Here is a 20,756-nt window from a genome sequence, read left to right on the forward strand (position 1 = left end):
GATCCGTTTTCCGTTCCGTTTCCGGTCTGGAATTCGTTTCCGGCTCCCTGTTGGAGCGGGGTTCCGACTTTATCAGATTTATCTGAGCCGGATTTCCGCCGCCTTGCCGGAACCTCCCCCTGCACACGAAGTGTTGGGGCGTTCCCGCTGCGGTGGAGACGTAAACGTACTGGACGGCCGCGCCCTGATGCAAATCGGCGCAGGGGCGGCCGCCCATACGGCTGAGGCTTCGTCAGACCTCGACGACGATCGGCATGATCATCGGGCGTCGGCGGTAGCTGTCGGACACCCACTTGCCGACCGAACGGCGCACCAGCTGCTGCAGCTGGTGGGGCTCGGCCACGCCGTCGGCGGCGGCCTTGGCGATGGCTTCCTCGATCTTCGGGACGACGGCGTTGAACGCCGCGTCGTCGATGCCCGAGCCGCGTGCCTGGATCTGCGGGCCGCTGACGACCTTGCCGGTCGTGCTGTCGACGACCACGAAGACGGAGATGATGCCTTCGTCGCCGAGGATGCGGCGGTCCTTGAGCGAAGCCTCGGTGACGTCGCCGACCGAGAGCCCGTCGACGTACACGTAGCCGGCCTGGACCTTGCCGACGATCCGCGCCTTGCCGTCCACGAGGTCCACCACGACGCCGTCCTCGGCGATGACGATGTGGTCCTTGGGGATGCCCGTCAGGGCACCGAGCTCGGCGTTGGCCCGCAGGTGGCGCCACTCGCCGTGCACCGGCATCAGGTTCTTCGGCTTGCAGATGTTGTAGAAGTACAGCAGCTCGCCGGCCGAGGCGTGGCCCGAGACGTGGACGCGGGCGTTGCCCTTGTGGACGACGTTGGCGCCCCAGCGGGTCAGGCCGTTGATCACGCGGTAGACCGCGTTCTCGTTGCCGGGGATGAGCGACGACGCCAGGATCACGGTGTCGCCCTGGACGATGCGGATCTGGTGGTCGCGGTTGGCCATGCGCGACAGTGCCGCCATCGGCTCGCCCTGCGAGCCGGTGCAGACGAGCACGACCTCGTCGTCCGGCAGGTCGTCGAGGGTCTTGACGTCCACGACGAGACCGGCGGGGATGCGCAGGTAGCCCAGGTCGCGGGCGATGCCCATGTTGCGGACCATCGAGCGGCCGACGAAGGCGACGCGCCTGCCGTACTCGTGCGCGGCGTCCAGGATCTGCTGGATGCGGTGGACGTGGCTGGCGAAGCTGGCCACGATGATGCGCTTCTGGGCGCCCGCGAACACCTGGCGCAGGACGCCGGAGATGTCGCGCTCCGGCGGGACGAAGCCGGGGACCTCGGCGTTCGTGGAGTCCACGAGCAGCAGGTCGATGCCCTCCTCGCCGAGCTTGGCGAAGGCCGGGAGGTCGGTGAGGCGGCGGTCCAGCGGGAGCTGGTCCATCTTGAAGTCACCGGTGTGCACGGCCATGCCGGCGGGGGTGCGGATGGCGACGGCCAGGGCGTCCGGGATGGAGTGGTTGACCGCGACGAACTCGCACTCGAACGGACCGATGCGCTCGCGGTGGCCCTCCACGACCTCAAGGGTGTAGGGGCGGATGCGGTGCTCCTGGAGCTTGGCCTCGATGAGGGCCAGGGTCAGCTTGGAGCCGATCAGCGGGATGTCCGGCTTCTCGCGGAGCAGGTAGGGGACGCCACCGATGTGGTCCTCGTGACCGTGGGTGAGGACGATGCCGTCGATGTCGTCCAGGCGGTCCCGGATGGACGTGAAGTCGGGCAGGATGAGGTCGACTCCGGGCTGCTCCTCCTCGGGGAAGAGCACTCCGCAGTCGACGATCAGCAGACGGCCGCCGTATTCGAAGACCGTCATGTTGCGGCCGATCTCGCCCAGGCCGCCGAGCGGGGTGACGCGCAGGCCGCCCTCGGGCAGCTTCGGCGGCGGGCCGAGTTCAGGGTGCGGGTGGCTCAAAAGACTCTCCTCACCACGCGCGCCGCTCGCCCTTCCTGGACAGGGCTCAGGACGTGGGGACGCATGGCGCGCATGACATTCGTGCAGATGCGGTTTCGGCTGTATTCAGTCGGTATTCAGTTGTGAAGTCTGGTGCTACAGCTGTACCCCGCCCGCGGCGAGATCGCGCTTCAGCTGCTCGGTCTGCTCCTCGGTGAGCTCGACGAGCGGGAGCCGCAGCGGTCCGGCGGGCAGGCCCTGCAGCGCGAGGGCGGCCTTGGTGGTCATGACGCCCTGGGTGCGGAACATGCCGGTGTAGACGGGCAGCAGCCGGCGGTGGATCTCGGCGGCCTTGACGGCGTCGCCGGACCGGTGGGCCTCCAGCAGGGCGCGCAGCTCCGGGGCGACGACGTGGCCGACGACGGAGACGAAGCCCGCGGCGCCGATGGACAGCAGCGGCAGGTTGAGCATGTCGTCGCCGGAGTACCAGGCGAGGCCCGAGCGGGCCATGGCCCAGCCGGCGGCGGAGAGGTCGCCCTTGGCGTCCTTGTTGGCGACGATGCGGGGGTGCTCGGCGAGCCGGACCATGGTCTCGGTCTCCAGCTGCACGCCGCTGCGGCCCGGGATGTCGTAGAGCATCACCGGGAGCTCCGTGGCGTCCGCGATGGCGGTGAAGTGCCGGCGGAGGCCCTCCTGCGGGGGCTTGTTGTAGTACGGGGTCACCACGAGGAGGCCGTGGGCGCCCGCCTGCTCGGCGGCGCGGGCGAGCTCGATGCTGTGACGGGTGTCGTTGGTTCCGGCTCCGGCAACGACGTGGGCGCGGTCTCCGACCGCCTCGACCACGGCACGTACGAGCTGGGCTTTCTCCGCATCGCTGGTGGTGGGCGACTCACCGGTGGTGCCGTTGACGACGAGGCCGTCGTTGCCCGCGTCCACGAGGTGGGCGGCAAGGCGCTGTGCGCCGTCGAGATCGAGAGCGCCCTCGGCCGTGAAGGGGGTGACCATCGCGGTCAGGACCCGTCCGAAGGGCGTGTGCGGTGTGGAGGTCGGAGCCATGGGGGTCACGCTACTCGTTGCTCACCGTGAGGTGCCCCCTCGGGGAGTGCGAAGTGGATCCCGGCACTGCCTGCTCGGGGGTTCAAGCAGTGCCGGGTCCGTTTTTTCAGCCTAGATGAAGGTGACGAAACGCCGCAATACGGACACCTGACTCGGAGGGGGCCTGGCGACGTCCGCACCACGGTGCGTTACGGCGCGACGCGGCCGTTCTTGTTGAACGCGGCGTAGGTGAGCGGCATGAGCTTGGCCCACTCCGCCTCCATCTTCTCGCCCACCATCTCGATCTCGCGCTGCGGGAAGGAAGGGACCGCCGCCAGCTCGTGCTGCGTGCGCAGGCCGAGGAAGTGCATCAGCGAGCGGGCGTTGCAGGTGGCGTACATCGACGAGAACAGGCCCACCGGCAGGACCGAGCGGGCGACCTCGCGGGCCACGCCGGCGGCCAGCATCTCCTGGTACGCCTCGTACGCCCGGCGGTAGCTGTCCTCCATGACCCGGCCGGTCAGCTCGTGCTGGGCCTCGGTGCCCTCGACGAAGACGTACTTGCCCGGGCGGCCCTCCTGGACCAGCTTGCGGGACTCCCCCGGGACGTAGAAGACGGGCTCCAGCTCGCGGTAGCGGCCGGACTCCTCGTTGTAGGACCAGCCCACGCGGTGGCGCATGAACTCACGGAAGACGAAGATCGGCGCACTGATGAAGAAGGTCATCGAGTTGTGCTCGAAGGGGCTGCCGTGGCGGTCGCGCATCAGGTAGTTGATCAGTCCCTTGGACCGCTCGGGGTCCTTGCTGATCTCTTCGAGGGACTGCTCGCCGGCCGTGGAGACGCGGGCCGCCCACAGCACGTCGGTGTCGGCGGCGCTGTGCTTGACCAGCTCGACGGTCACATCGCTGCGAAACGTCGGCTTGGCGTCCTCGGTGGGGGTGTCGGTCACCGGCGGGGTCCTTCCCTTGTTGCATGTGCTGGGCCGCTGCCAAGCCTAAGGGCCGCCACTGACACCCGGCCGCCGCCGGGCCCGGCCCCCTGCCACAGCGGGGCCCGGGACGCCAGTTGAGATTTTTCACAGAAGTTACGAAAAACGGGCACCTATGAACGAGTTCGAGCGTCTTTCTGTATGACAGCAGAGTCTTCGAGGTTCCTAGGAGAGCCCTTCATGTTCCGCCGGCGAGAGCCCGTGCCGTTCGCCTTCGTCGCCGAGGCCGAGCGCTACCGCAGCAACGTCACGCCGCCGCCCCGAGATCGTGCCAGCCGCTCCGAGATAGCCGGGCGGACCCTGGTGGGGCTGACGGTCGCGGCGGGGCTCATCGGTGCGCTGCTGTTCGGCATCCCGTCCCTGGAAACCGGTCCGCAGCACAAGCCCCACACCCAGCAGTCCGAAGCCAACGCGGGCCGCTGATCAGCAGCCGCTGACCAGCGGGTACCCTCACCCGGCACAGCACTTCGAGCGTGCGTACGAGTGAGGAACCCGTCGTGCCCCTGCCCTTCCTGACAGCCGACCGCGACGGCGCCGCAACCGACGTCGCGACCGGAACCGCCGTGTCACCGCCCCGCGAGGCGCCAGAAGACATGTACGAGAGCCGCCACCTCCGCTGGCGGCGCCCGTACCACCCCGGTCCGCTGCGGGTGGGTGGCACGGCGGTGGTGCTTCTGCTGGCCGCCTGCGTCCTCTTCTCCGGCGTGATCATCGCCCTCGCCGGTTCGCTGCCCGGGGCGGGCATCTGCGTCGCCGTCGCCGCGCTCCTGATCACGATCGCCTTCCGGCTCGTGCGGACCGGCATCTGGGTGGGCCCGAAGGGGCTGCGGCAGCTGAGCCTGCTGTCGGGCACCACGCTGTCGTGGGCCGACGTGGCCGGCGTCCGCACCGTCCAGCAGCCCGTCCGCCTGCTCGGCCTGCCCCGCACGGTCCAGGGTCAGGTGCTGGTCGTGGAGCGTACGCAGGGCAAAGCGCTGCCGGCGCTGGTGAGCGACCAGGGAGCCGACTTCCTCGGGCGCCCGCGGGCCTTCGCCGAGACGGCCCTCGCCGTCGAGGACGAGGTGGCGGAGTTCAAGGGCTGAGAGCCGCCGGGGGCCGTGCCCCCGGCGTGCGCGTTCATGCGGAAGCTTCCGCATGAAGCTTCCGCGTGAACCTTCCGGAGACCGGCCCCTCGGGCGTCATGCGCCGGAGGGGCTGGCCTTTCCGTCGTGCAGCGCGATCGCGTGCTGCATCGCCTTGCGGGCCCGCGGGGTGTCACGAGCGTCGTGGTAGGCGACGGCCAGGCGGAACCACGAGCGCCAGTCCCCCGGCGCCTCCTCGGTCTCCTCCCGCCGCTTGGCGAAGACGGCGTCCGCGGAGTCGCGGTCGATACGGCCGCCGGGGGTCCGCACCAGCTCGTCGACCGGCAGCCCGCCCTCGGCCTCCAGTTCCCGCGCCAGCCGGTCGGCGTCCCGCGCGAACTTGGTGGTCCGGTACAGGAACCAGGCCCCGATGAACGGCAGCACCAGCACCGCCAGCCCGAACGGCACGGTGATGACCGTGCCCTGCTGGATGAGCATCACACCGCGGCTGCCGACCAGGACGAAGTAGACGACCAGGACGGCGGCCAGGGCGAAGTAGACGACTTTCGCACGCACGCTGATCAGCCCAGGTCCAGGAAGTGTTCCAGGCCGAACGTCAGCCCCGGCGTGCTCACCACGCGCCGCGCGCCGAGCAGGATGCCCGGCATGAAGCAGCTGTGGTGCAGCGAGTCGTGCCGGATGGTGAGCGTCTCGCCGGTGTCCCCGAAGAGCACCTCCTGGTGGGCGAGCAGCCCGCGCAGCCGCACGGCGTGCACCGGCACCCCGTCGACGTCCGCGCCGCGCGCGCCCTCCAGGGCCGTGGACGTGGCGTCCGGCTGCGGCGCGCAGCCCGCCTCGCGCCGCGCCGCCGCGATGAGCTGCGCGGTGCGGGTGGCGGTGCCCGAGGGGGCGTCCGCCTTGTTCGGGTGGTGCAGCTCCACGACCTCGACGGACTCGAAGAAGCGGGCCGCCTGCTGGGCGAAGGCCATGGTGAGGACCGCGCCGATGGAGAAGTTCGGGGCGATGAGCACGCCCGTGGACGGCGAGGCCGCCAGCCAGGACCTCAGCTGCTCCAGGCGGTCCTCGGTCCAGCCGGTGGTGCCGACGACGCCGTGGATGCCGTTGCGGACGCAGAAGTCCAGGTTGTCCATGACCGAGTCGGGGTGGGTCAGCTCGACCGCGACCTGGGCACGGGCCTCGGTCAGGGCGTCCAGGCTGTCGCCCCGGCCCAGCGCGGCCACCAGCTCCATGTCCTCGGCGGCCTCCACGGCCCGTACGGCCTCGGAGCCGATCCGGCCCTTGGCGCCGATGACGGCGACGCGCAGCTTGCTCATCGTCCCTGCTTCCTTTTCAACCATCGACTCAGCGATTTAAGAAACGGCCTCGTGCAGGCGCGCGGCCTGCTTGTCCTTCAGCGGGCCGATGACGGACAGCGAAGGACGCTGCCCCAGTACATCGCGGGCCACCTCGCGGATCTCGTCCGGGGTGACGGTCGCGATGCGGGCCAGCATGTCGCTCACCGACATCTGGTCGCCCCAGCACAGCTCGCTCTTGCCGATGCGGTTCATCAGCGCGCCCGTGTCCTCCAGGCCGAGGACGGTGGAGCCGGAGAGCTGGCCGATGGCGCGGCCGATCTCCTCGTCCGACAGGCCCTCGGTCGCGACGCGGTCCAGCTCGTCGCGGCAGATCCGCAGCACGTCGTGGACCTGGTTCGGACGACAGCCGGCGTAGACGCCGAAGAGGCCGCAGTCGGCGAAGCCCGAGGTGTAGGAGTAGACGGAGTACGCAAGGCCGCGCTTCTCCCGGACCTCCTGGAAGAGGCGGGAGCTCATGCCGCCGCCGAGGGCGGTGTTGAGCACGCCGAGCGCCCAGCGGCGCTCGTCGGTGCGGGCGAGGCCCGGCATGCCGAGGACGACGTGCGCCTGCTCCGTCTTGCGGCCCAGCACCTCCACGCGGCCCGCGGTGCGGATCGTCTTGGTGCCGGCGCGCGGGGCCACGGGCACCGCGTCCGGACGGCCCAGGGCTCCCGCCTTCTCGAAGGCGGCGCGGACCTGGCGGACGACCTTGGCGTGGTCGACGTTGCCCGCGGCGGCCACGACCAGGTGGGTCGGGTCGTAGTGCTTCTTGTAGAAGCGGGCGATCTGGTCGCGGGTGAGCGCGTTGATCGTGTCCACGGTGCCGAGCACCGGGCGCCCGAGGGGGGTGTCGCCCAGCATGGTGTGCGCGAACAGGTCGTGCACGCAGTCGCCCGGGTCGTCCTCCGTCATGGCGATCTCTTCGAGGATCACCCCGCGCTCGGCGTCGACGTCCGCCGCGTCGATCAGCGAGCCGGTCAGCATGTCGCAGACGACGTCGATGGCCAGCGGCAGGTCCGTGTCGAGCACCCGTGCGTAGTAGCAGGTGTACTCCTTGGCCGTGAACGCGTTCATCTCGCCGCCGACCGCGTCGAGCGCGGCGGAGATGTCGAGCGCGCTGCGCCTGGCCGTGCCCTTGAAGAGCAGGTGCTCCAGGTAGTGCGTGGCGCCGTTGAGCGTCGGGGTCTCGTCGCGGGAACCGACGTTGGCCCAGATGCCGAAGGTCGCGGAGCGTACCGACGGCAGGGTCTCGGTGACGATGCGCAGACCGCCCGGGAGGGTGGTCCGGCGGACCGTACCGATGCCGTTCTCGCCCTTGAGAAGCGTTTGGGTACGGGCGACGGCCCGCCCCTCCGAAGAGGTGCGGGCCGTCTCCCGTGCACTACGGGACGTCACTTGGCGGACTCGTCCTTAGCAGCCTCGTCGCCGTCCTCGCCCTCGATCACGGGGATCAGGGAGAGCTTGCCGCGCTGGTCGATCTCGGCGATCTCGACCTGGACCTTGGCGCCCACGCCGAGCACGTCCTCGACGTTCTCCACGCGCTTGCCACCGGCCAGCTTGCGGATCTGCGAGATGTGCAGCAGGCCGTCCTTGCCCGGGAGCAGGGAGACGAACGCACCGAAGGTGGTGGTCTTGACGACCGTACCCAGGTAGCGCTCGCCGACCTCCGGCATGGTCGGGTTGGCGATGCCGTTGATCGTGGCGCGGGCGGCCTCGGCGGCCGGGCCGTCGGCGGCACCGATGTAGATGGTGCCGTCGTCCTCGATCGTGATCTCGGCGCCGGTGTCCTCCTGGATCTGGTTGATCATCTTGCCCTTGGGGCCGATGACCTCACCGATCTTGTCCACCGGGATCTTGACGGTGATGATCCGCGGGGCGTTCGGGGACATCTCGTCCGGCGTGTCGATCGCTTCCATCATCACGTCGAGGATGTGGAGGCGGGCGTCGCGGGCCTGCTTGAGGGCCGCGGCCAGGACGGAGGCCGGGATGCCGTCCAGCTTGGTGTCGAGCTGGAGGGCGGTCACGAACTCCTTGGTGCCGGCGACCTTGAAGTCCATGTCGCCGAAGGCGTCCTCCGCACCGAGGATGTCGGTGAGGGCGACGTAGTGCGTCTTGCCGTCGATCTCCTGGGAGATCAGGCCCATGGCGATGCCGGCGACGGGGGCCTTCAGCGGCACACCGGCGTTCAGCAGCGACATGGTGGAGGCGCAGACCGAGCCCATGGACGTCGAGCCGTTGGAGCCGAGGGCCTCGGACACCTGGCGGATCGCGTAGGGGAACTCCTCGCGCGACGGCAGCACCGGCACGATGGCGCGCTCGGCCAGGGCGCCGTGGCCGATCTCGCGGCGCTTCGGCGAACCGACGCGGCCGGTCTCGCCGACGGAGTAGGGCGGGAAGTTGTAGTTGTGCATGTAACGCTTGCGCGTCACCGGCGACAGCGTGTCGAGCTGCTGCTCCATGCGGAGCATGTTCAGCGTGGTGACACCCAGGATCTGGGTCTCGCCGCGCTCGAACAGCGCCGAGCCGTGCACGCGCGGGATGGCCTCGACCTCGGCGGCGAGCGTACGGATGTCCGTGACGCCACGGCCGTCGATGCGCTTGCGCTCCTTGATGACGCGCTCACGGACCAGGGACTTGGTCAGCGACCGGTACGCGGCGGAGATCTCCTTCTCGCGGCCCTCGAACTGCGGGAGCAGCTTCTCGGCGGCGATCTCCTTGACGCGGTCGATCTCGGTCTCGCGCTCCTGCTTGCCGGCGATGGTGAGCGCCTGGGCGAGCTCGTCGCGGACGGCCGTGGTCAGCGCGGCCAGGACGTCGTCCTGGTAGTCCAGGAAGACCGGGAACTCGCCCTCGGGCTTGGCGGCCTTGGCGGCGAGCTCGGACTGGGCGCGGCACAGCACCTTGATGAAGGGCTTGGCGGCCTCGAGACCGGCGGCGACGACCTCCTCGGTGGGGGCGTCGGCGCCGTCCTTGACCAGCTGGATGGTCTTCTCGGTGGCCTCGGCCTCGACCATCATGATCGCGACGTCGCCGTCCTCCAGGACGCGGCCGGCGACGACCATGTCGAAGATGGCGTCCTCAAGCTCGGTGTGGGTCGGGAACGCCACCCACTGGCCCTTGATCAGAGCGACGCGGGTGGCGCCGATCGGACCGGAGAAGGGCAGGCCCGCCAGCTGCGTGGAGCAGGAGGCGGCGTTGATGGCGACCACGTCGTAGAGGTGGTCGGGGTTGAGCGCCATGACCGTCTCGACGATCTGGATCTCGTTGCGCAGGCCCTTCTTGAAGGAGGGGCGCAGCGGGCGGTCGATCAGGCGGCAGGTGAGGACCGCGTCCTCGGAGGGCCGGCCCTCACGACGGAAGAAGGAGCCGGGGATCTTGCCGGCTGCGTACATCCGCTCCTCGACGTCCACCGTCAGGGGGAAGAAGTCGAGCTGGTCCTTGGGCTTCTTGGAAGCGGTGGTGGCCGACAGCACCATGGTGTCGTCGTCCAGGTACGCCACGGCGGAACCGGCGGCCTGCTTGGCCAGGCGGCCCGTCTCGAAGCGGATGGTGCGGGTGCCGAAGGCGCCGTTGTCGATGACGGCCTCGGCGTAGTGGGTCTCGTTCTCCACCAGGGGTATCTCCTCTTGTGCGTCCCACGCCCGTGTGGCGGGGGACGGTGGGTGGAGGGCGCCGCGTGCGCCTGCGGGAGCCGGTCTTCGATCGAAGCACCCGGAATTCCCTGTTCCGGGGGCCACTACCGAGGACCGGCGGAGCGCCGGCGTCCCTCCTCGTCAGGTGTTTCTTTCGGTATGCCGTTGTGGGACCAGACTACAAAGCTTCTGCTTCCCGTCGCTTCCCGTGGGCGGCACGAAGGGGCGTGCGGCCCGGGCATACGCGAAGGGAGCGGCCCCCGTGGTGGGAACCGCTCCCTTCATGGCGTCTTACTTGGCGCCCGCGGCACCGCGGCGGATGCCGAGGCGCTCGACCAGGGCGCGGAAGCGCGTGATGTCCTTCTTGGCCAGGTACTGCAGCAGGCGGCGGCGCTGACCGACCAGGAGCAGCAGACCACGGCGGGAGTGGTGGTCGTGCTTGTGCTGCTTGAGGTGCTCGGTCAGGTCCGAGATGCGGCGGGTGAGCATGGCCACCTGGACCTCGGGGGAACCGGTGTCGCCCTCCTTGGTGGCGAACTCGGCCATGATCTGCTTCTTCGTAGCGGCGTCGAGCGACACGCGGTACTCCTCTTGGATCTCGTTTTGGCCGCCGAGTGCCCCTGGTCTCTGTCTCAGGGGAGCTTCCGTGACTCGGGAGGCGGGGTCCGCTGGGCGCTGCCCCCAGAGGCCCCGACGGGGTCCGGAGGCGCGTACACAAACGGCCACCGCACACAGTACCAGCCCCGGCACCGGGCCCGGCCCCGGGTGGCCGGTCAGCTGCTGGTCAGGCCCCGGGCGGTGGTGTAGAGGTCGAGCACCGCGAGACACAGCGGTACGAGGGCGAGGAGGACAGCACTCTCCGTGACGTCCGCGGCTCTCGCCCAGAAGGGTGACAGTCCCTTGCGGGGGACGATCAGCGCCACACAGGTGAACAGGGCGGCGACGGCGACGACGGCCGCGGTCAGCGAGACGGTGCGCACGCCGGAGGCGGCGGGTGCGTGCAGGGCCAGGCCCAGGACGAGCAGGGCGAGGGCGGCCAGGCCCGCGCCGAGGACGGCCGCGACCTGCGGGGTGTAGCGGAAGAGGCGGGCGCGCAGCGGCATGGCGAGCCCGGCGGCCAGGGCGAGGGCCTGGGCCCAGAGGTCGGCGGAGAAGGCGAGGACGGCGGCCGAACCGGTGACGACGGCCGCGCAGCCGCCCACGAGGCCCAGCAGCAGCTCGTGACCGCGGCGTGCCTGGGCGGCGATGCGCTCGGTGTCGACGGGCTCGGCGGTGACGGCACCGCGGGGCGCGTCGAGGTCGTCGTCGGCGGGGGCGGCGTGCGGGGCGGCGTAGCCGACGGGCAGGCGGGCGACGCGGGCGGAGAGGCCGGGCAGGAAGGCGAGGGCGCCGATGGCGACGACCGCGCAGACCGCGGCGGCGTCGGCCGGGTCGGCTCCGGTGAGGACGGCGCCGAAGGTGGCCAGGACGCCGGTGGCGGAGGCCACGACCGTCGCGACGAAGGGGGCGTCGCCGCCCGGCATGAGGGCGGTGAGCACGACGGAGGCGATCAGGACGGTGGCGCAGCCGAGCAGGAGCTGCAGCCGTCCCGCGCCCTCGCCCGCGGCGGGTCCGAGCACGCCGGAGCCGGCGATCAGCAGGTGCGGCACCGCGGCCAGGCCCAGGGCGACGGCCGAGGCCCGGTCGTCGTAGACGCGGGCCCGTACGCCGGCGAAGGCCGTCAGGACGAGGGCGACGACGCCGGCGACGACGCCGGGCACGCCGTGCATGTCGTGGCGGGCGGGGTCGGCGAACCAGAGCAGGAAGCCGGTCAGGACGAGGAGCAGGGCGCCGGCGAAGAGGCCGGTGGCGCGCAGCAGCCGGGCGTCCCACAGGGCGCGGTCGCCGCTGACGGCCGAGGCGACGGCGTCGGAGACGTCGTCGTGGACGGCGGGCGGCAGGGACTCGGCGAAGGGGCGCAGGGAGAGGATCTCTCCGTCGAGGACCCGCTGGGCGGCCAGGGTGCGGGCGCCGTCCAGGACGGTGCCGTCGCGGCGCACGAGGTGGTAGCCGGTGGGGGTGCCCGGTGCCTGGGTGCCGCCGGTGAGCCGGAGGATCTCCGGGTTGACGTCGGCGACGGGCAGGTCCTCGGGGAGGGCGACGTCGATGCGGCTGTCCGGCGCGACGACGGTCACCCTGCGAAAGCCGGTCGTGGCGGACGTACTCACCCGGATTGCCCCCTGATCTGGTTGTTCTGCTGGTTCCGCGTGGCTCTGCGGTGTGCTGCGTGGTTCCGCGTCCGCCGGGCCCGAGTGCACGGCGCGCGGCTGGCCACCCTACCCGGGGCGAACGTCCGTACGCCGATAGGATCACCGTCTCGCGAGGGGAGGCCGGGGCCGCAGGGGTGCCGGAAGGGAAGTGGCCCTTCGCTCTGAGGGGTTGAGCCGTTCCGTGAGCCAGGTCGTCGTCAAGCGCCAGCCGCGGGTGCTCCCGCCCGAGGTGCCGAGCGCGGAACTGCGGCTGGAGGCGCCCCCCGAACTGCCGCGCGGCCGTCAGGAGGGCATCCTGATGCAGCTGTTGCCGACGGTGGGCATGGCCTCGTCGATGGTCTACTTCTTCATGCCGGGCGCGCTGCCGATGATGAAGATCATGGGCGTGCTGATGATGGTGTCGACGCTCGGCATGACGATCGCGATGGTCGTCCGGCACCGTCAGGGCTCGCAGGGCCAGGTCGCCGACGCCCGCCGGGACTACCTGCGGTACCTCGCGCAGACCCGGCGGACCGTGCGGCGCACGGCGCGGGCGCAGCGCGACGCGCAGTTCTATCTGCACCCCTCGCCCGACCAGTTGTGGTCGGTGGTGGCCGGGGGCAGCCGGATCTGGGAGCGGCGGGCCGGCGACGACGACTTCGGGCAGGCCCGCATAGGGCTCGGCGCCCAGCAGCTGGCGACGCCGCTGGTGGCGCCGGAGACGGCGCCCATAGACGACTTGGAGCCGCTGACGGCGGGCGCGATGCAGCGCTTCCTGGCCGTGCACGGTTCGCTGGACGGGCTGCCGATGGCGGTGTCGCTGCGGGCCTTCTACCACGTCACGCTCTCGGGTGATCCGGAGACGGTGCACGGCAGCGCCCGGGCGCTCGTGGCGCAGCTGGTCACGCTGCACTCGCCGGACGACCTCGTGCTCGCGGTCGTCGCGGGGCGCGGCGCCGCGGCCCGCTGGGAGTGGACGAAGTGGCTGCCGCACGTGCAGCTGGCCGGCACGGTGGACGGGGCCGGCACGCGGCGGCTGATCAGCGACGACCTGGGCGAGCTGGAGGAGTTGCTGGCGCCGCGCCTGGACGGCCGTCCGCGGTTCAGCCGCGAGGGGCGGCCGCTGCACGAGCAGCCGCACGTGGTGGTGGTGCTGGAGGGCGCGGCGGTGCCGCAGGACTCGGTCCTCGCCGCGCCGGAGGGCCTGCAGGGCGTCACCGTCGTGGAGGTCGTGCCGGGCGAGCTGGACGAGCTGCGCGGCGGGCTGGCGGTGACGGTGCGGCCGGGGAAACTGCGGCTGCGGTCGCAGGTGGCGGCGTACGACGGCGTGCCGGACACGCTGTCCGCGGAGGCCGCCGAGGCGCTGGCCCGTCAGCTCGCCCCGCTGCGGACGGGCGGTGGCGAGGAGGACGAGCCGCTGCTGGCCAACTGGGACTTCACCGAGCTGCTGGGCCTCGGCGACGCGGCCGCGGTGGACGTGGCCCGTACGTGGCGGCCGCGGACCACCGCCGAGCGGCTGCGGGTGCCGATCGGTGTGGGCGAGGACGGCTCGCCCGTGATGCTCGACCTCAAGGAGGCCGCGCAGGACGGCATGGGCCCGCACGGCCTGTGCGTGGGGGCGACGGGCTCGGGCAAGTCGGAGCTGCTGCGGACGCTGGTGCTGGGGCTCGCCGTCACGCACTCCTCGGAGACGCTGAACTTCGTCCTCGCCGACTTCAAGGGCGGCGCGACGTTCGCCGGTATGTCGGGGCTGCCGCACGTGGCGGCCGTCATCACCAACCTCGCGGACGACCTGACGCTGGTCGACCGCATGCGCGACTCGATCACGGGTGAGCTGCAGCGCCGTCAGGAGCTGCTGCGGTCGGCGGGCAATTACGCGAACGTGCACGATTACGAGAAGGCGCGGGCGGCGGGTGCCGCTCTGGAGCCGCTGGCTTCACTCGTCCTGGTGATCGACGAGTTCAGCGAACTGTTGACGGCCAAGCCGGACTTCATCGACATGTTCATCCAGATCGGCCGCATCGGCCGTTCGCTGGGCGTGCATCTGCTGCTGGCCTCGCAGCGCCTGGAGGAGGGCCGGCTGCGCGGCCTGGAGACGTACCTGTCGTACCGCATCGGTCTGCGCACGTTCTCGGCGGCCGAGTCGCGCACGGCGCTGGGCGTGCCGGACGCCTACCACCTGCCGACGGTGCCGGGTTCGGGCTACCTGAAGTTCGGCACGGACGAGATGACGCGGTTCAAGGCCGCGTACGTCTCCGGCGTGCACCGCAGCGGCGGGGGCGCGGCCGCCGACGGTGGACTGCTGCCGGCCGAGCGGCGGCCGGTGCTGTTCACCGCGGCGCCCGTGCCCGTCCCGCACGCGCCGTCCGCTCCGGTGGCGGCGCCGTCCCCGGACCGCACGGAGGACGACACGTTCGCCGACACCGTCCTGGACGTGGTCGTGCGCAGGCTGGAGGGCCGGGGCCCGGCCGCCCACCAGGTGTGGCTGCCGCCGCTGGACAAGGCGCCGTCCCTGGACCAGTTGCTGCCGCCGCTGTCGGAGGTGCCCGGCCGCGGCCTGACGGCCGCCGAGTACCCCCGCGCGGGCCAGCTGGTGGTGCCGCTGGGTCTGATCGACAAGCCCTTCGAGCAGCGCCGGGACGTGCTCTACCGGGACTTCTCGGGCGCCGCGGGCCACATGCTCGTGGTCGGCGGCCCGCAGTCGGGCAAGTCCACGCTGCTGCGGACGCTCATCGCGTCGTTCGCGCTCACCCACACGCCCGCGGAGGTGCAGTTCTACGGGCTGGACTTCGGTGGCGGCAGCCTGAGCACCGTGGCCGGGCTGCCGCACGTCGGCGGCATCGCCTCCCGCCTCGACCCCGAGCGGGTGCGCCGTACGGTCGCCGAGGTGGCCGGGATCCTGGGCCACCGCGAGGAGTTCTTCCGCGCGAACGGCATCGACTCGATCGCCACCTACCGGCGGCAGCGGGCGGCGGGCCGGCTGGCCGACCAGGACTGGGGCGACGTCTTCCTGATCGTCGACGGGTGGGGCAGCTTCCGGCAGGAGTACGAGCTGCTGGAGGGCGTCGTCACCGACATCGCGGCCCGGGGCCTGGGGTACGGCGTCCACGTGGTGGTGACGGCCGCGCGCAACATGGAGGTCCGGGCGGCGCTGAAGGACCTGCTCCTGAGCCGTCTCGAACTGCGGCTGGGCGACACGATGGACTCCGAGTTCGACCGCAAGGTCGCCGCGAACGTCCCCGCGGGCGTGCCCGGGCGCGGCCAGCTGCCGGAGAAGCTGCACTTCATGGGCGGCCAGCCGCGGATCGACGGCGGCCACGACCCGGAGGCGATGACGGACGCGACCGCGGCCCTGGTCGCCGCAGTGGGGGCCGCCTGGAGCGGACCGGCGGCGCCGCAGGTGCGGCTGCTGCCGCGCAGGCTGCGCGCCGAGGACCTGCCGAAGGGCGGCGAGCACCCGGAGCTGGGCGTGGCCATCGGCATCGACGAGACCACCCTCCAGCCGGTCTTCGTCGACTTCGAGACGGACCCGTTCTTCCTGGTGTTCGGCGAGAGCGAATCCGGCAAGACGGCGCTGCTGCGCCTGATCGCCCAGCGGATCACCGAGCGCTACGGGCCGGACGAGGCCAAGATCGTGGTCGGTGACTACCGGCGCACCCTGCTGGACGTCATCCCCGATACGCACCTGCTGGAGTACGCGCCGCTGGCCTCCTCACTGACGGTGCACGCCGAGGCCCTGAACGGCCTGATGGAGCGTCGTGCCCCGCAGCCGGGCATCACGCCGCAGCAGCTGCGCGACCGCAGCTGGTGGTCGGGCCCGCAGCTCTTCGTCATCGTCGACGACTACGAGCTGGTCGCCGCGAGCGGCGGCAATCCGCTGGCGGTGCTCACGGACAATCTGCCCTTCGCCCGCGACGTCGGCATCCGCTTCGTCATCGCGCGGAGTTCGGCGGGTGCCTCGCGCTCGATGTTCGAGCCCTTCATGCAGCGCGTGAAGGAACTCGGTGCGCAGGGCGTCGTGCTGTCGGGCGACCCGGGCGAGGGCGACGTCCTGGGCGGCGTCCGGCCCCGCCCGATGCCACCGGGCCGCGGCTACTTCGTCTCGCGCAAGCGCGGGACGCCGCTGGTGCAGCTGGGGTGGCTGCCGGCGGAGTAGGACGCCGATGTGCGGACATGTGCAGGGGGCGGGCGACCGGAAGAACCGGTCGCCCGCCCCCTGCACATGCGGTCGGTGGCCTCAGTGGCCGAAGAGCCCCGCCGACTTGCGGTCGGTCGCCTGGTAGTGGTCGCCGCCCGTGACGATGTCCTGGGCGACCTTCTCCAGGATCTGCTTGATGTGGTCGGCCCGCTTCTGGAGCTGGTCCTGCGCCTGCGTCATCGCGGTGTGCGCCTCGCCGTGCCAGCCCTCCGCGACCTTGCCGACGGCGGACTTCATCGCCTCGATCTCGCGCTGGATCACCGCCGCCGCACCCTTGATGTCACTCGCGGTCGCCTGCAGCGAGCTGTAGTGGACGACGAGTTCGCCGTGTCCTGCCATGTTCCCCACTCCCCGTGGTGCTGACGTCAATGGTCGCCGGGCGGCATGCCCGGCGGTCCGGGCGCTCGGCCCGTCGGCTCAGAGGCCGCTGATGGCGCTGGCCGACCCGGCCGACGCGTGGGCCCGCTTCATGCTGGCGGCGATGTCCGCGTCGTTGGCCTTGCTGTTCTTGTGCGTCTCGGCCACCGCCCGGCTGAACTCGTCGATCAGCTTCCGCACGGCGTCGTGGTCCATGTTCAGCTCGCGCTGCGCCTGCTTGAAGGCGGCGGCGGCCTCGCCCTCCCACCGGCCCGCGACGTTGTCGATGGCGTTCACCAAGGTGCGCAGGTTGGCCGAGAAAGCCGCGCTGGATTCCTCGATGGCATTCTTGAATGCCCGGAAATGAGCGTCATCGACTTTCTGAATGTCAGCCATGCTCTACCTTCCCCCATGAGTTGGTGCAAATCGAACGGCCGCTCACACGGAGCGGCGCACGTGTCACTGTAGTCACTCCCCGCCCGTGTCCCAACCGCACATCAGGCCCCGCGACTTGACGGGCCGACCGGATTCCGCCTACGGCCGGTCGGCGAGGGCGACGGTGATGCGGTCATGGAGCGAACGTCTTCCTGTCCTACGGAAAGGGAGTCGATCGGTGGGCAGGTGGCCGAACTCCCGCCGCCGCCCAGGTGTCGGTTGCTAGCGTCGGCTCCGGTGTCTCGCACCCGTACCGTCGGATGATCGGAAGAGGAGCCCTGCCCAGTGGCCACTGAAGAAGAGAAGGAAGCGCTCTACGCCATGGACATCTCGGGGGCGGAGTGGCACAGCGCCCCGGGTGACACCTCGGCGGAACGCGTGGAGATCGCGTATCTGGAGGGCGGGGCCGTGGGGATGCGCTCGTCCGCCGACCCGGACACGGTCCTGCGGTACACCAAGAGCGAGTGGGACGCGTTCGTGCTGGGCGTACGGGACGGCGAGTTCGACATCGAGGTCGAGGAAGCCTGAAGGGAACGGTCCGGCGTGGGGCGTGCGGTGCGCACGCCCCACGCGCGGCTCAGTCCTTCTTCGCCGGGGCGCTGATCGCGAAGATCATTCCTGCCTGGTCGTCCTCGAAGCCGCCGTCGTTGATGAGCAGGAGGCGGTCGTTCACCAGGCGGGGGAAGCCCTCGATCCTGTTCATCATCGCCTCGTTCTTGCGGTCGCGTTCGACGTCCGAGTGCTCCACCGTCCGGATGGTCTTGCCCGTCGCCTGGTCGGCATAGGTCATCCGGCCACGACGGTCGGGGGTGGCGACGGTGTAGAGGGCGATCTGGCCGTTCTTCACGGACAGCGGCATGGTGTAGCGGTTCTCGTCGGCCTTGAAGGCCCAGCGTTCCTTGCCGGTGGCCAGGTCGTAGGCCATGGTCACGCCCTTGCCCGCCACGTAGAGGGTGTCCTTGTCCGTCATCACTCCGGTGCAGCCGGACATCCGGAGCTGGCAGGTTCCCACCTGCCAGCGGCTCTGGAAGGTGACACGGGTCTTCTCCTTGCCGCTGTCCGGGTCCAGCACGACGAAGTCGTAGCCGTTGGGCCCGCTCTTGGAAGGGTGCTGCGAGAGGACCAGCGGGTCGGTGGAGATGATGGAGAAGAAGCCGTCGTTGAGCGAGAGCTTCTGCTCCCACTTGGGCTTGTCCAGCTTGGCCGGGTCCAGCGAGCGCACCTTCACGTCACGGGCGCCGTCGCAGTAGGTGAGGGCTATCAGCCGGGCGCCGCCCGCGCTGCCGACCCTGTCGCACTTGTCGCGCTTGGCCTCGGCGACGACCTTGCCGTCCGAAAGGCGGCGGGTCTGCTCGCCCTGGGCCCAGGTCATGTAGACGTGGCCGTCGTACAGGGCGATCTCCGGGGGCGCCTTGCCCCACTTGGCGGGGTTGAGGGAATCGCCGGCCTCCTTCTCGTCGACGAGCAGCTCCTCCCAGGTGCGGTGTCCGTCGCGCAGGTCGAAGGCCATCAGGTGCGTGCAGACGTCACCGAACCGGACGGAGACGACGGCGATGTTCCCCGCCGACTCCCGGGAGGCCGCGCAGAGCTCCTTGGTGAGGAGGAAGGACCACTTCTTCTTGCCGGTCCCGATGTCGTAGGCCGTCACCATGTCCGGCTCCGCCTTGACCACGAGGGAGTCGGTGAACCAGGTGCCCATCGCCTCCTTCAGGCCCTTCTCGTCCGGCTTGGTGCGGGAGTCGGCCATCCAGACGACGGACCCGGCGGCGGAACGCTTCGCGGCGTCGCCCGGCTTCTTCGGCCCGGACGGGTCGTCACCCGTGAACGACCACAGTGCCCAGCCGCCGGCCGCGAGCAGCAGCACGATCACCAGGCCGATGAGCGTCGGCTTGCGCCACGCGGGCCGTCCCGTACCGCCGCCGCCCGCGCTCGCGCTCGCGGAGAAGGGCGACAGGGGGACGGGGCGCACGGGCGGCTGTGCGGCGGGCGGCAACGGGCCCGGAGGCCCCGACGGCGGCTGGGGCGGATAGCCGTACTGAGGCGGTTGTGACACTGACGGGACTCCTGGTTCTCGGTGCGGGGCTTCGTGGGTGGGGGCCGGGTCAGTGGAAGACCATCATCAGCGAGGGATCGGTCATGCCGTAGTTGGTGACCAGGTAGAGGCGGCCGTCACGGAAGTAGACGTCTCCGTAGCGGGCCAGATTGAACTCGCGTTCCGCGGACTCCTGCGGCAGCTTCATCAGGACCTGCGGGTTCCCGTTCGCCGGGTCGACCGAGAGCAGCTTCCCGCTCTCCTCCCGCGTGGCCTCCTGGTAGACCAGCAGGCGTCCGTCCTGCATGGCGACGGGCCGGTGCGTCCGGTCGGCGCCGAACTCGGAGGTCCAGCGCGGCTTGCCCGTGTTCAGGTCGATGGCGGCGACGGCGTTGCCGGGGCCCTTGTCGTGGCGCGTCGGCAGGAACAGCGTGTTCCCGTCGACCACGGCCCTGCGGCACGAGTCGTACTGCCTCGGCTTGCAGTCGTCGAGGTCGTACGGTCCGGACGAGACGGAGATGAGCTGCTTGAGGCGGCCCTTGTCGTCGAGGACCACCATGTCCGACGCGCCGGTGTCGTGCTCGCGGGCCACCGTGAGGACCGGGGGGTTGACGGACAGGATGTTCTGCACCTTGAGCCCGTCCAGGACCTTCCAGGTCCACTTCTCCACGCCCGTCTTCGGGTCCACGTTCATGACGAAGTAGCGGTCGAAGATCTGGCACTGGGCGATCGTCAGCTGCGCGGAGCGGTCCACGACCGTGCCCTGCTCCGCGCACCCGAAGTCGAAGGACTTGCGGCGCTCTCCGGTGCGGGTCTCGTAGACGCGCGGCTCCAGCACCTCGGTGAGGGTCACGGCGCCTTCGGAGAAGGAGATGTTGGCTCCGCCGTGGCTGTCCTTGCGCCCCTTGGAGTCGGTCAGTTCCTTGTTCCACAGGGCACGGCCGTGTTCGAGGTCGACGGCCATGACCAGGTTGCACTCGAATTCGGCCTTGCCGTAGACGACGACCGCGACGCCCTGGTCCGACCGCGGGGAGCTGGTGCAGGCGGTGCCGGGGACGGGCAGGGTCCAGCGGGGTTTGCCGGTTGCGGAGTCGTAGGCCGTCACCGCCGTCCTCGTGGGCAGCACGATGACGTCCTTGGCGAACCACGGCCTGGCGATGCGGTCGGCCTTGTCCTTGTCCGCGTCCGGCACCGGCGCCATCCAGTCGAGCTTGGCGTCGACGGCCTGGACGGTGTTCTTCTTCGGCTTCGGCGCAGGATCGTTCCCGCGCCCCCACAGCAGCCAGCCGCCGGTTCCCACGCCGGCCACCAGGAGCAGCCCCAGCCCGATGGCCAGGGCCTTGCGGCGCCGGCGGGGCCCGGGCGCGGCGGGGCCGCCCCCTGCGGGTGCGTCCGGGGGCGGGCCGAACACCTGGGGCGCCGGGCCGAAGCCGGGCGGGGCCGTCTTCCGCTGGTCGAAGCGCGTGCCCCAGACCTGGGGCGGGCGCTGCTGGCCGTGGGGGGGTATGGGCTCAGTCATGGGTTCCTTCGTGCGGTG

At 70.9% G+C, this 20,756-nt stretch carries 17 protein-coding genes; 4 read left to right on the top strand and 13 right to left on the bottom strand.

The features are described from left to right. Positions 1 to 232 precede the first annotated feature (232 nt). The 3 genes from IE182_RS28965 to thyX all read right to left on the bottom strand — a co-directional run bounded on the left by IE182_RS28965 (position 233) and on the right by thyX (position 3,882). Positions 233 to 1,918: a ribonuclease J gene (locus tag IE182_RS28965; RefSeq protein ID WP_190112944.1), complete on the bottom strand. Its 1,686-nt coding sequence runs from the start codon at positions 1,916 to 1,918 to the stop codon at positions 233 to 235. A 135-nt stretch (positions 1,919 to 2,053) separates the two neighbouring features. Next, a complete protein-coding gene (dapA, locus tag IE182_RS28970; RefSeq protein WP_190112945.1) occupies positions 2,054 to 2,953 on the bottom strand; it encodes a 4-hydroxy-tetrahydrodipicolinate synthase in 900 nt (299 codons plus the stop codon). Positions 2,954 to 3,141: 188 nt separating this feature from the next. After that, complete coding sequence (gene thyX, locus IE182_RS28975) at positions 3,142 to 3,882, bottom strand: FAD-dependent thymidylate synthase (RefSeq protein WP_190112946.1); 741 nt, start codon at positions 3,880 to 3,882, stop codon at positions 3,142 to 3,144. A 219-nt stretch (positions 3,883 to 4,101) separates the two neighbouring features. On the opposite strand from thyX, the gene IE182_RS28980 reads away from it, so the two are divergent. Both IE182_RS28980 and IE182_RS28985 read left to right on the top strand, forming a co-directional pair. Beyond that, positions 4,102 to 4,344, top strand: coding sequence for a hypothetical protein (locus IE182_RS28980; RefSeq protein ID WP_190112947.1), 243 nt, complete (start codon positions 4,102 to 4,104; stop codon positions 4,342 to 4,344). A 74-nt stretch (positions 4,345 to 4,418) separates the two neighbouring features. Continuing rightward, positions 4,419 to 5,003, top strand: coding sequence for an SCO5741 family PH domain-containing membrane protein (locus IE182_RS28985; protein WP_190112948.1), 585 nt, complete (start codon positions 4,419 to 4,421; stop codon positions 5,001 to 5,003). Positions 5,004 to 5,099: 96 nt separating this feature from the next. Here the strand turns inward: IE182_RS28985 and IE182_RS28990 are convergent, their stop codons facing one another. The 6 genes from IE182_RS28990 to eccD form a co-directional block, all read right to left on the bottom strand. Beyond that, a complete protein-coding gene (locus tag IE182_RS28990; protein ID WP_190112949.1) occupies positions 5,100 to 5,558 on the bottom strand; it encodes a hypothetical protein in 459 nt (152 codons plus the stop codon). A gap of 5 nt (positions 5,559 to 5,563) precedes the next feature. Beyond that, positions 5,564 to 6,316, bottom strand: a complete 753-nt coding sequence (dapB, locus tag IE182_RS28995; protein ID WP_190112950.1) for a 4-hydroxy-tetrahydrodipicolinate reductase — start codon at positions 6,314 to 6,316, stop codon at positions 5,564 to 5,566. A 36-nt stretch (positions 6,317 to 6,352) separates the two neighbouring features. Next, positions 6,353 to 7,732 carry a M16 family metallopeptidase gene (locus tag IE182_RS29000; RefSeq protein ID WP_190112951.1) on the bottom strand — a complete coding sequence of 460 codons (1,380 nt, stop codon included), beginning with the start codon at positions 7,730 to 7,732 and terminating at the stop codon, positions 6,353 to 6,355. Next, a complete protein-coding gene (locus tag IE182_RS29005) occupies positions 7,729 to 9,948 on the bottom strand; it encodes a polyribonucleotide nucleotidyltransferase (protein ID WP_190112952.1) in 2,220 nt (739 codons plus the stop codon). Before IE182_RS29005 ends, IE182_RS29000 begins: the two co-directional genes overlap by 4 nt. A 312-nt stretch (positions 9,949 to 10,260) precedes the next feature. Beyond that, positions 10,261 to 10,548, bottom strand: coding sequence for a 30S ribosomal protein S15 (gene rpsO, locus IE182_RS29010; protein ID WP_045934183.1), 288 nt, complete (start codon positions 10,546 to 10,548; stop codon positions 10,261 to 10,263). 194 nt (positions 10,549 to 10,742) lie between these two features. Continuing rightward, complete coding sequence (eccD, locus tag IE182_RS29015; RefSeq protein WP_190112953.1) at positions 10,743 to 12,176, bottom strand: type VII secretion integral membrane protein EccD; 1,434 nt, start codon at positions 12,174 to 12,176, stop codon at positions 10,743 to 10,745. Between the two features lie 223 nt (positions 12,177 to 12,399). On the opposite strand from eccD, the gene eccCa reads away from it, so the two are divergent. After that, positions 12,400 to 16,353, top strand: a complete 3,954-nt coding sequence (gene eccCa, locus IE182_RS29020; protein WP_190112954.1) for a type VII secretion protein EccCa — start codon at positions 12,400 to 12,402, stop codon at positions 16,351 to 16,353. Positions 16,354 to 16,434: 81 nt separating this feature from the next. Here the strand turns inward: eccCa and IE182_RS29025 are convergent, their stop codons facing one another. Both IE182_RS29025 and IE182_RS29030 read right to left on the bottom strand, forming a co-directional pair. After that, the gene (locus IE182_RS29025) at positions 16,435 to 16,734 is read right to left on the bottom strand and encodes a WXG100 family type VII secretion target (protein ID WP_190112955.1); all 300 of its coding nucleotides are present in this window, start codon (positions 16,732 to 16,734) and stop codon (positions 16,435 to 16,437) included. A gap of 78 nt (positions 16,735 to 16,812) precedes the next feature. Next, on the bottom strand, positions 16,813 to 17,148 hold the full coding sequence (locus tag IE182_RS29030; RefSeq protein ID WP_190112956.1) for a WXG100 family type VII secretion target: 336 nt from the start codon (positions 17,146 to 17,148) through the stop codon (positions 16,813 to 16,815). Between the two features lie 360 nt (positions 17,149 to 17,508). Here IE182_RS29030 and IE182_RS29035 point away from each other — a divergent pair, with 360 nt between their 5' ends. After that, a complete protein-coding gene (locus IE182_RS29035) occupies positions 17,509 to 17,715 on the top strand; it encodes a DUF397 domain-containing protein (RefSeq protein WP_079274010.1) in 207 nt (68 codons plus the stop codon). A gap of 49 nt (positions 17,716 to 17,764) precedes the next feature. Here IE182_RS29035 and IE182_RS29040 read toward each other — a convergent pair whose 3' ends face one another. After that, positions 17,765 to 19,240 (bottom strand): outer membrane protein assembly factor BamB family protein, encoded by a 1,476-nt coding sequence (locus IE182_RS29040; RefSeq protein WP_190112957.1) that lies wholly within the window; start codon positions 19,238 to 19,240, stop codon positions 17,765 to 17,767. 49 nt (positions 19,241 to 19,289) lie between these two features. After that, positions 19,290 to 20,738 carry an outer membrane protein assembly factor BamB family protein gene (locus tag IE182_RS29045; protein WP_190112958.1) on the bottom strand — a complete coding sequence of 483 codons (1,449 nt, stop codon included), beginning with the start codon at positions 20,736 to 20,738 and terminating at the stop codon, positions 19,290 to 19,292. Positions 20,739 to 20,756: the final 18 nt, after the last annotated feature.

This window comes from Streptomyces cinnamoneus (assembly GCF_014650495.1).
GTDB classification, from domain to species: domain Bacteria; phylum Actinomycetota; class Actinomycetes; order Streptomycetales; family Streptomycetaceae; genus Streptomyces; species Streptomyces cinnamoneus.

Excerpts from the sequence above, each read along its gene's own strand:
- IE182_RS29025 (WP_190112955.1), bottom strand. The coding sequence starts at position 16,734 with ATGGCAGGACACGGCGAACTCGTCGTCCACTACAGCTCGCTGCAGGCG.
- IE182_RS29045 (WP_190112958.1), bottom strand. The coding sequence starts at position 20,738 with ATGACTGAGCCCATACCCCCCCACGGCCAGCAGCGCCCGCCCCAGGTC.
- IE182_RS29030 (WP_190112956.1), bottom strand. The coding sequence starts at position 17,148 with ATGGCTGACATTCAGAAAGTCGATGACGCTCATTTCCGGGCATTCAAG.
- dapB (WP_190112950.1), bottom strand. The coding sequence starts at position 6,316 with ATGAGCAAGCTGCGCGTCGCCGTCATCGGCGCCAAGGGCCGGATCGGC.
- IE182_RS29035 (WP_079274010.1), top strand. The coding sequence starts at position 17,509 with ATGGACATCTCGGGGGCGGAGTGGCACAGCGCCCCGGGTGACACCTCG.
- IE182_RS28980 (WP_190112947.1), top strand. The coding sequence starts at position 4,102 with ATGTTCCGCCGGCGAGAGCCCGTGCCGTTCGCCTTCGTCGCCGAGGCC.
- dapA (WP_190112945.1), bottom strand. The coding sequence starts at position 2,953 with ATGGCTCCGACCTCCACACCGCACACGCCCTTCGGACGGGTCCTGACC.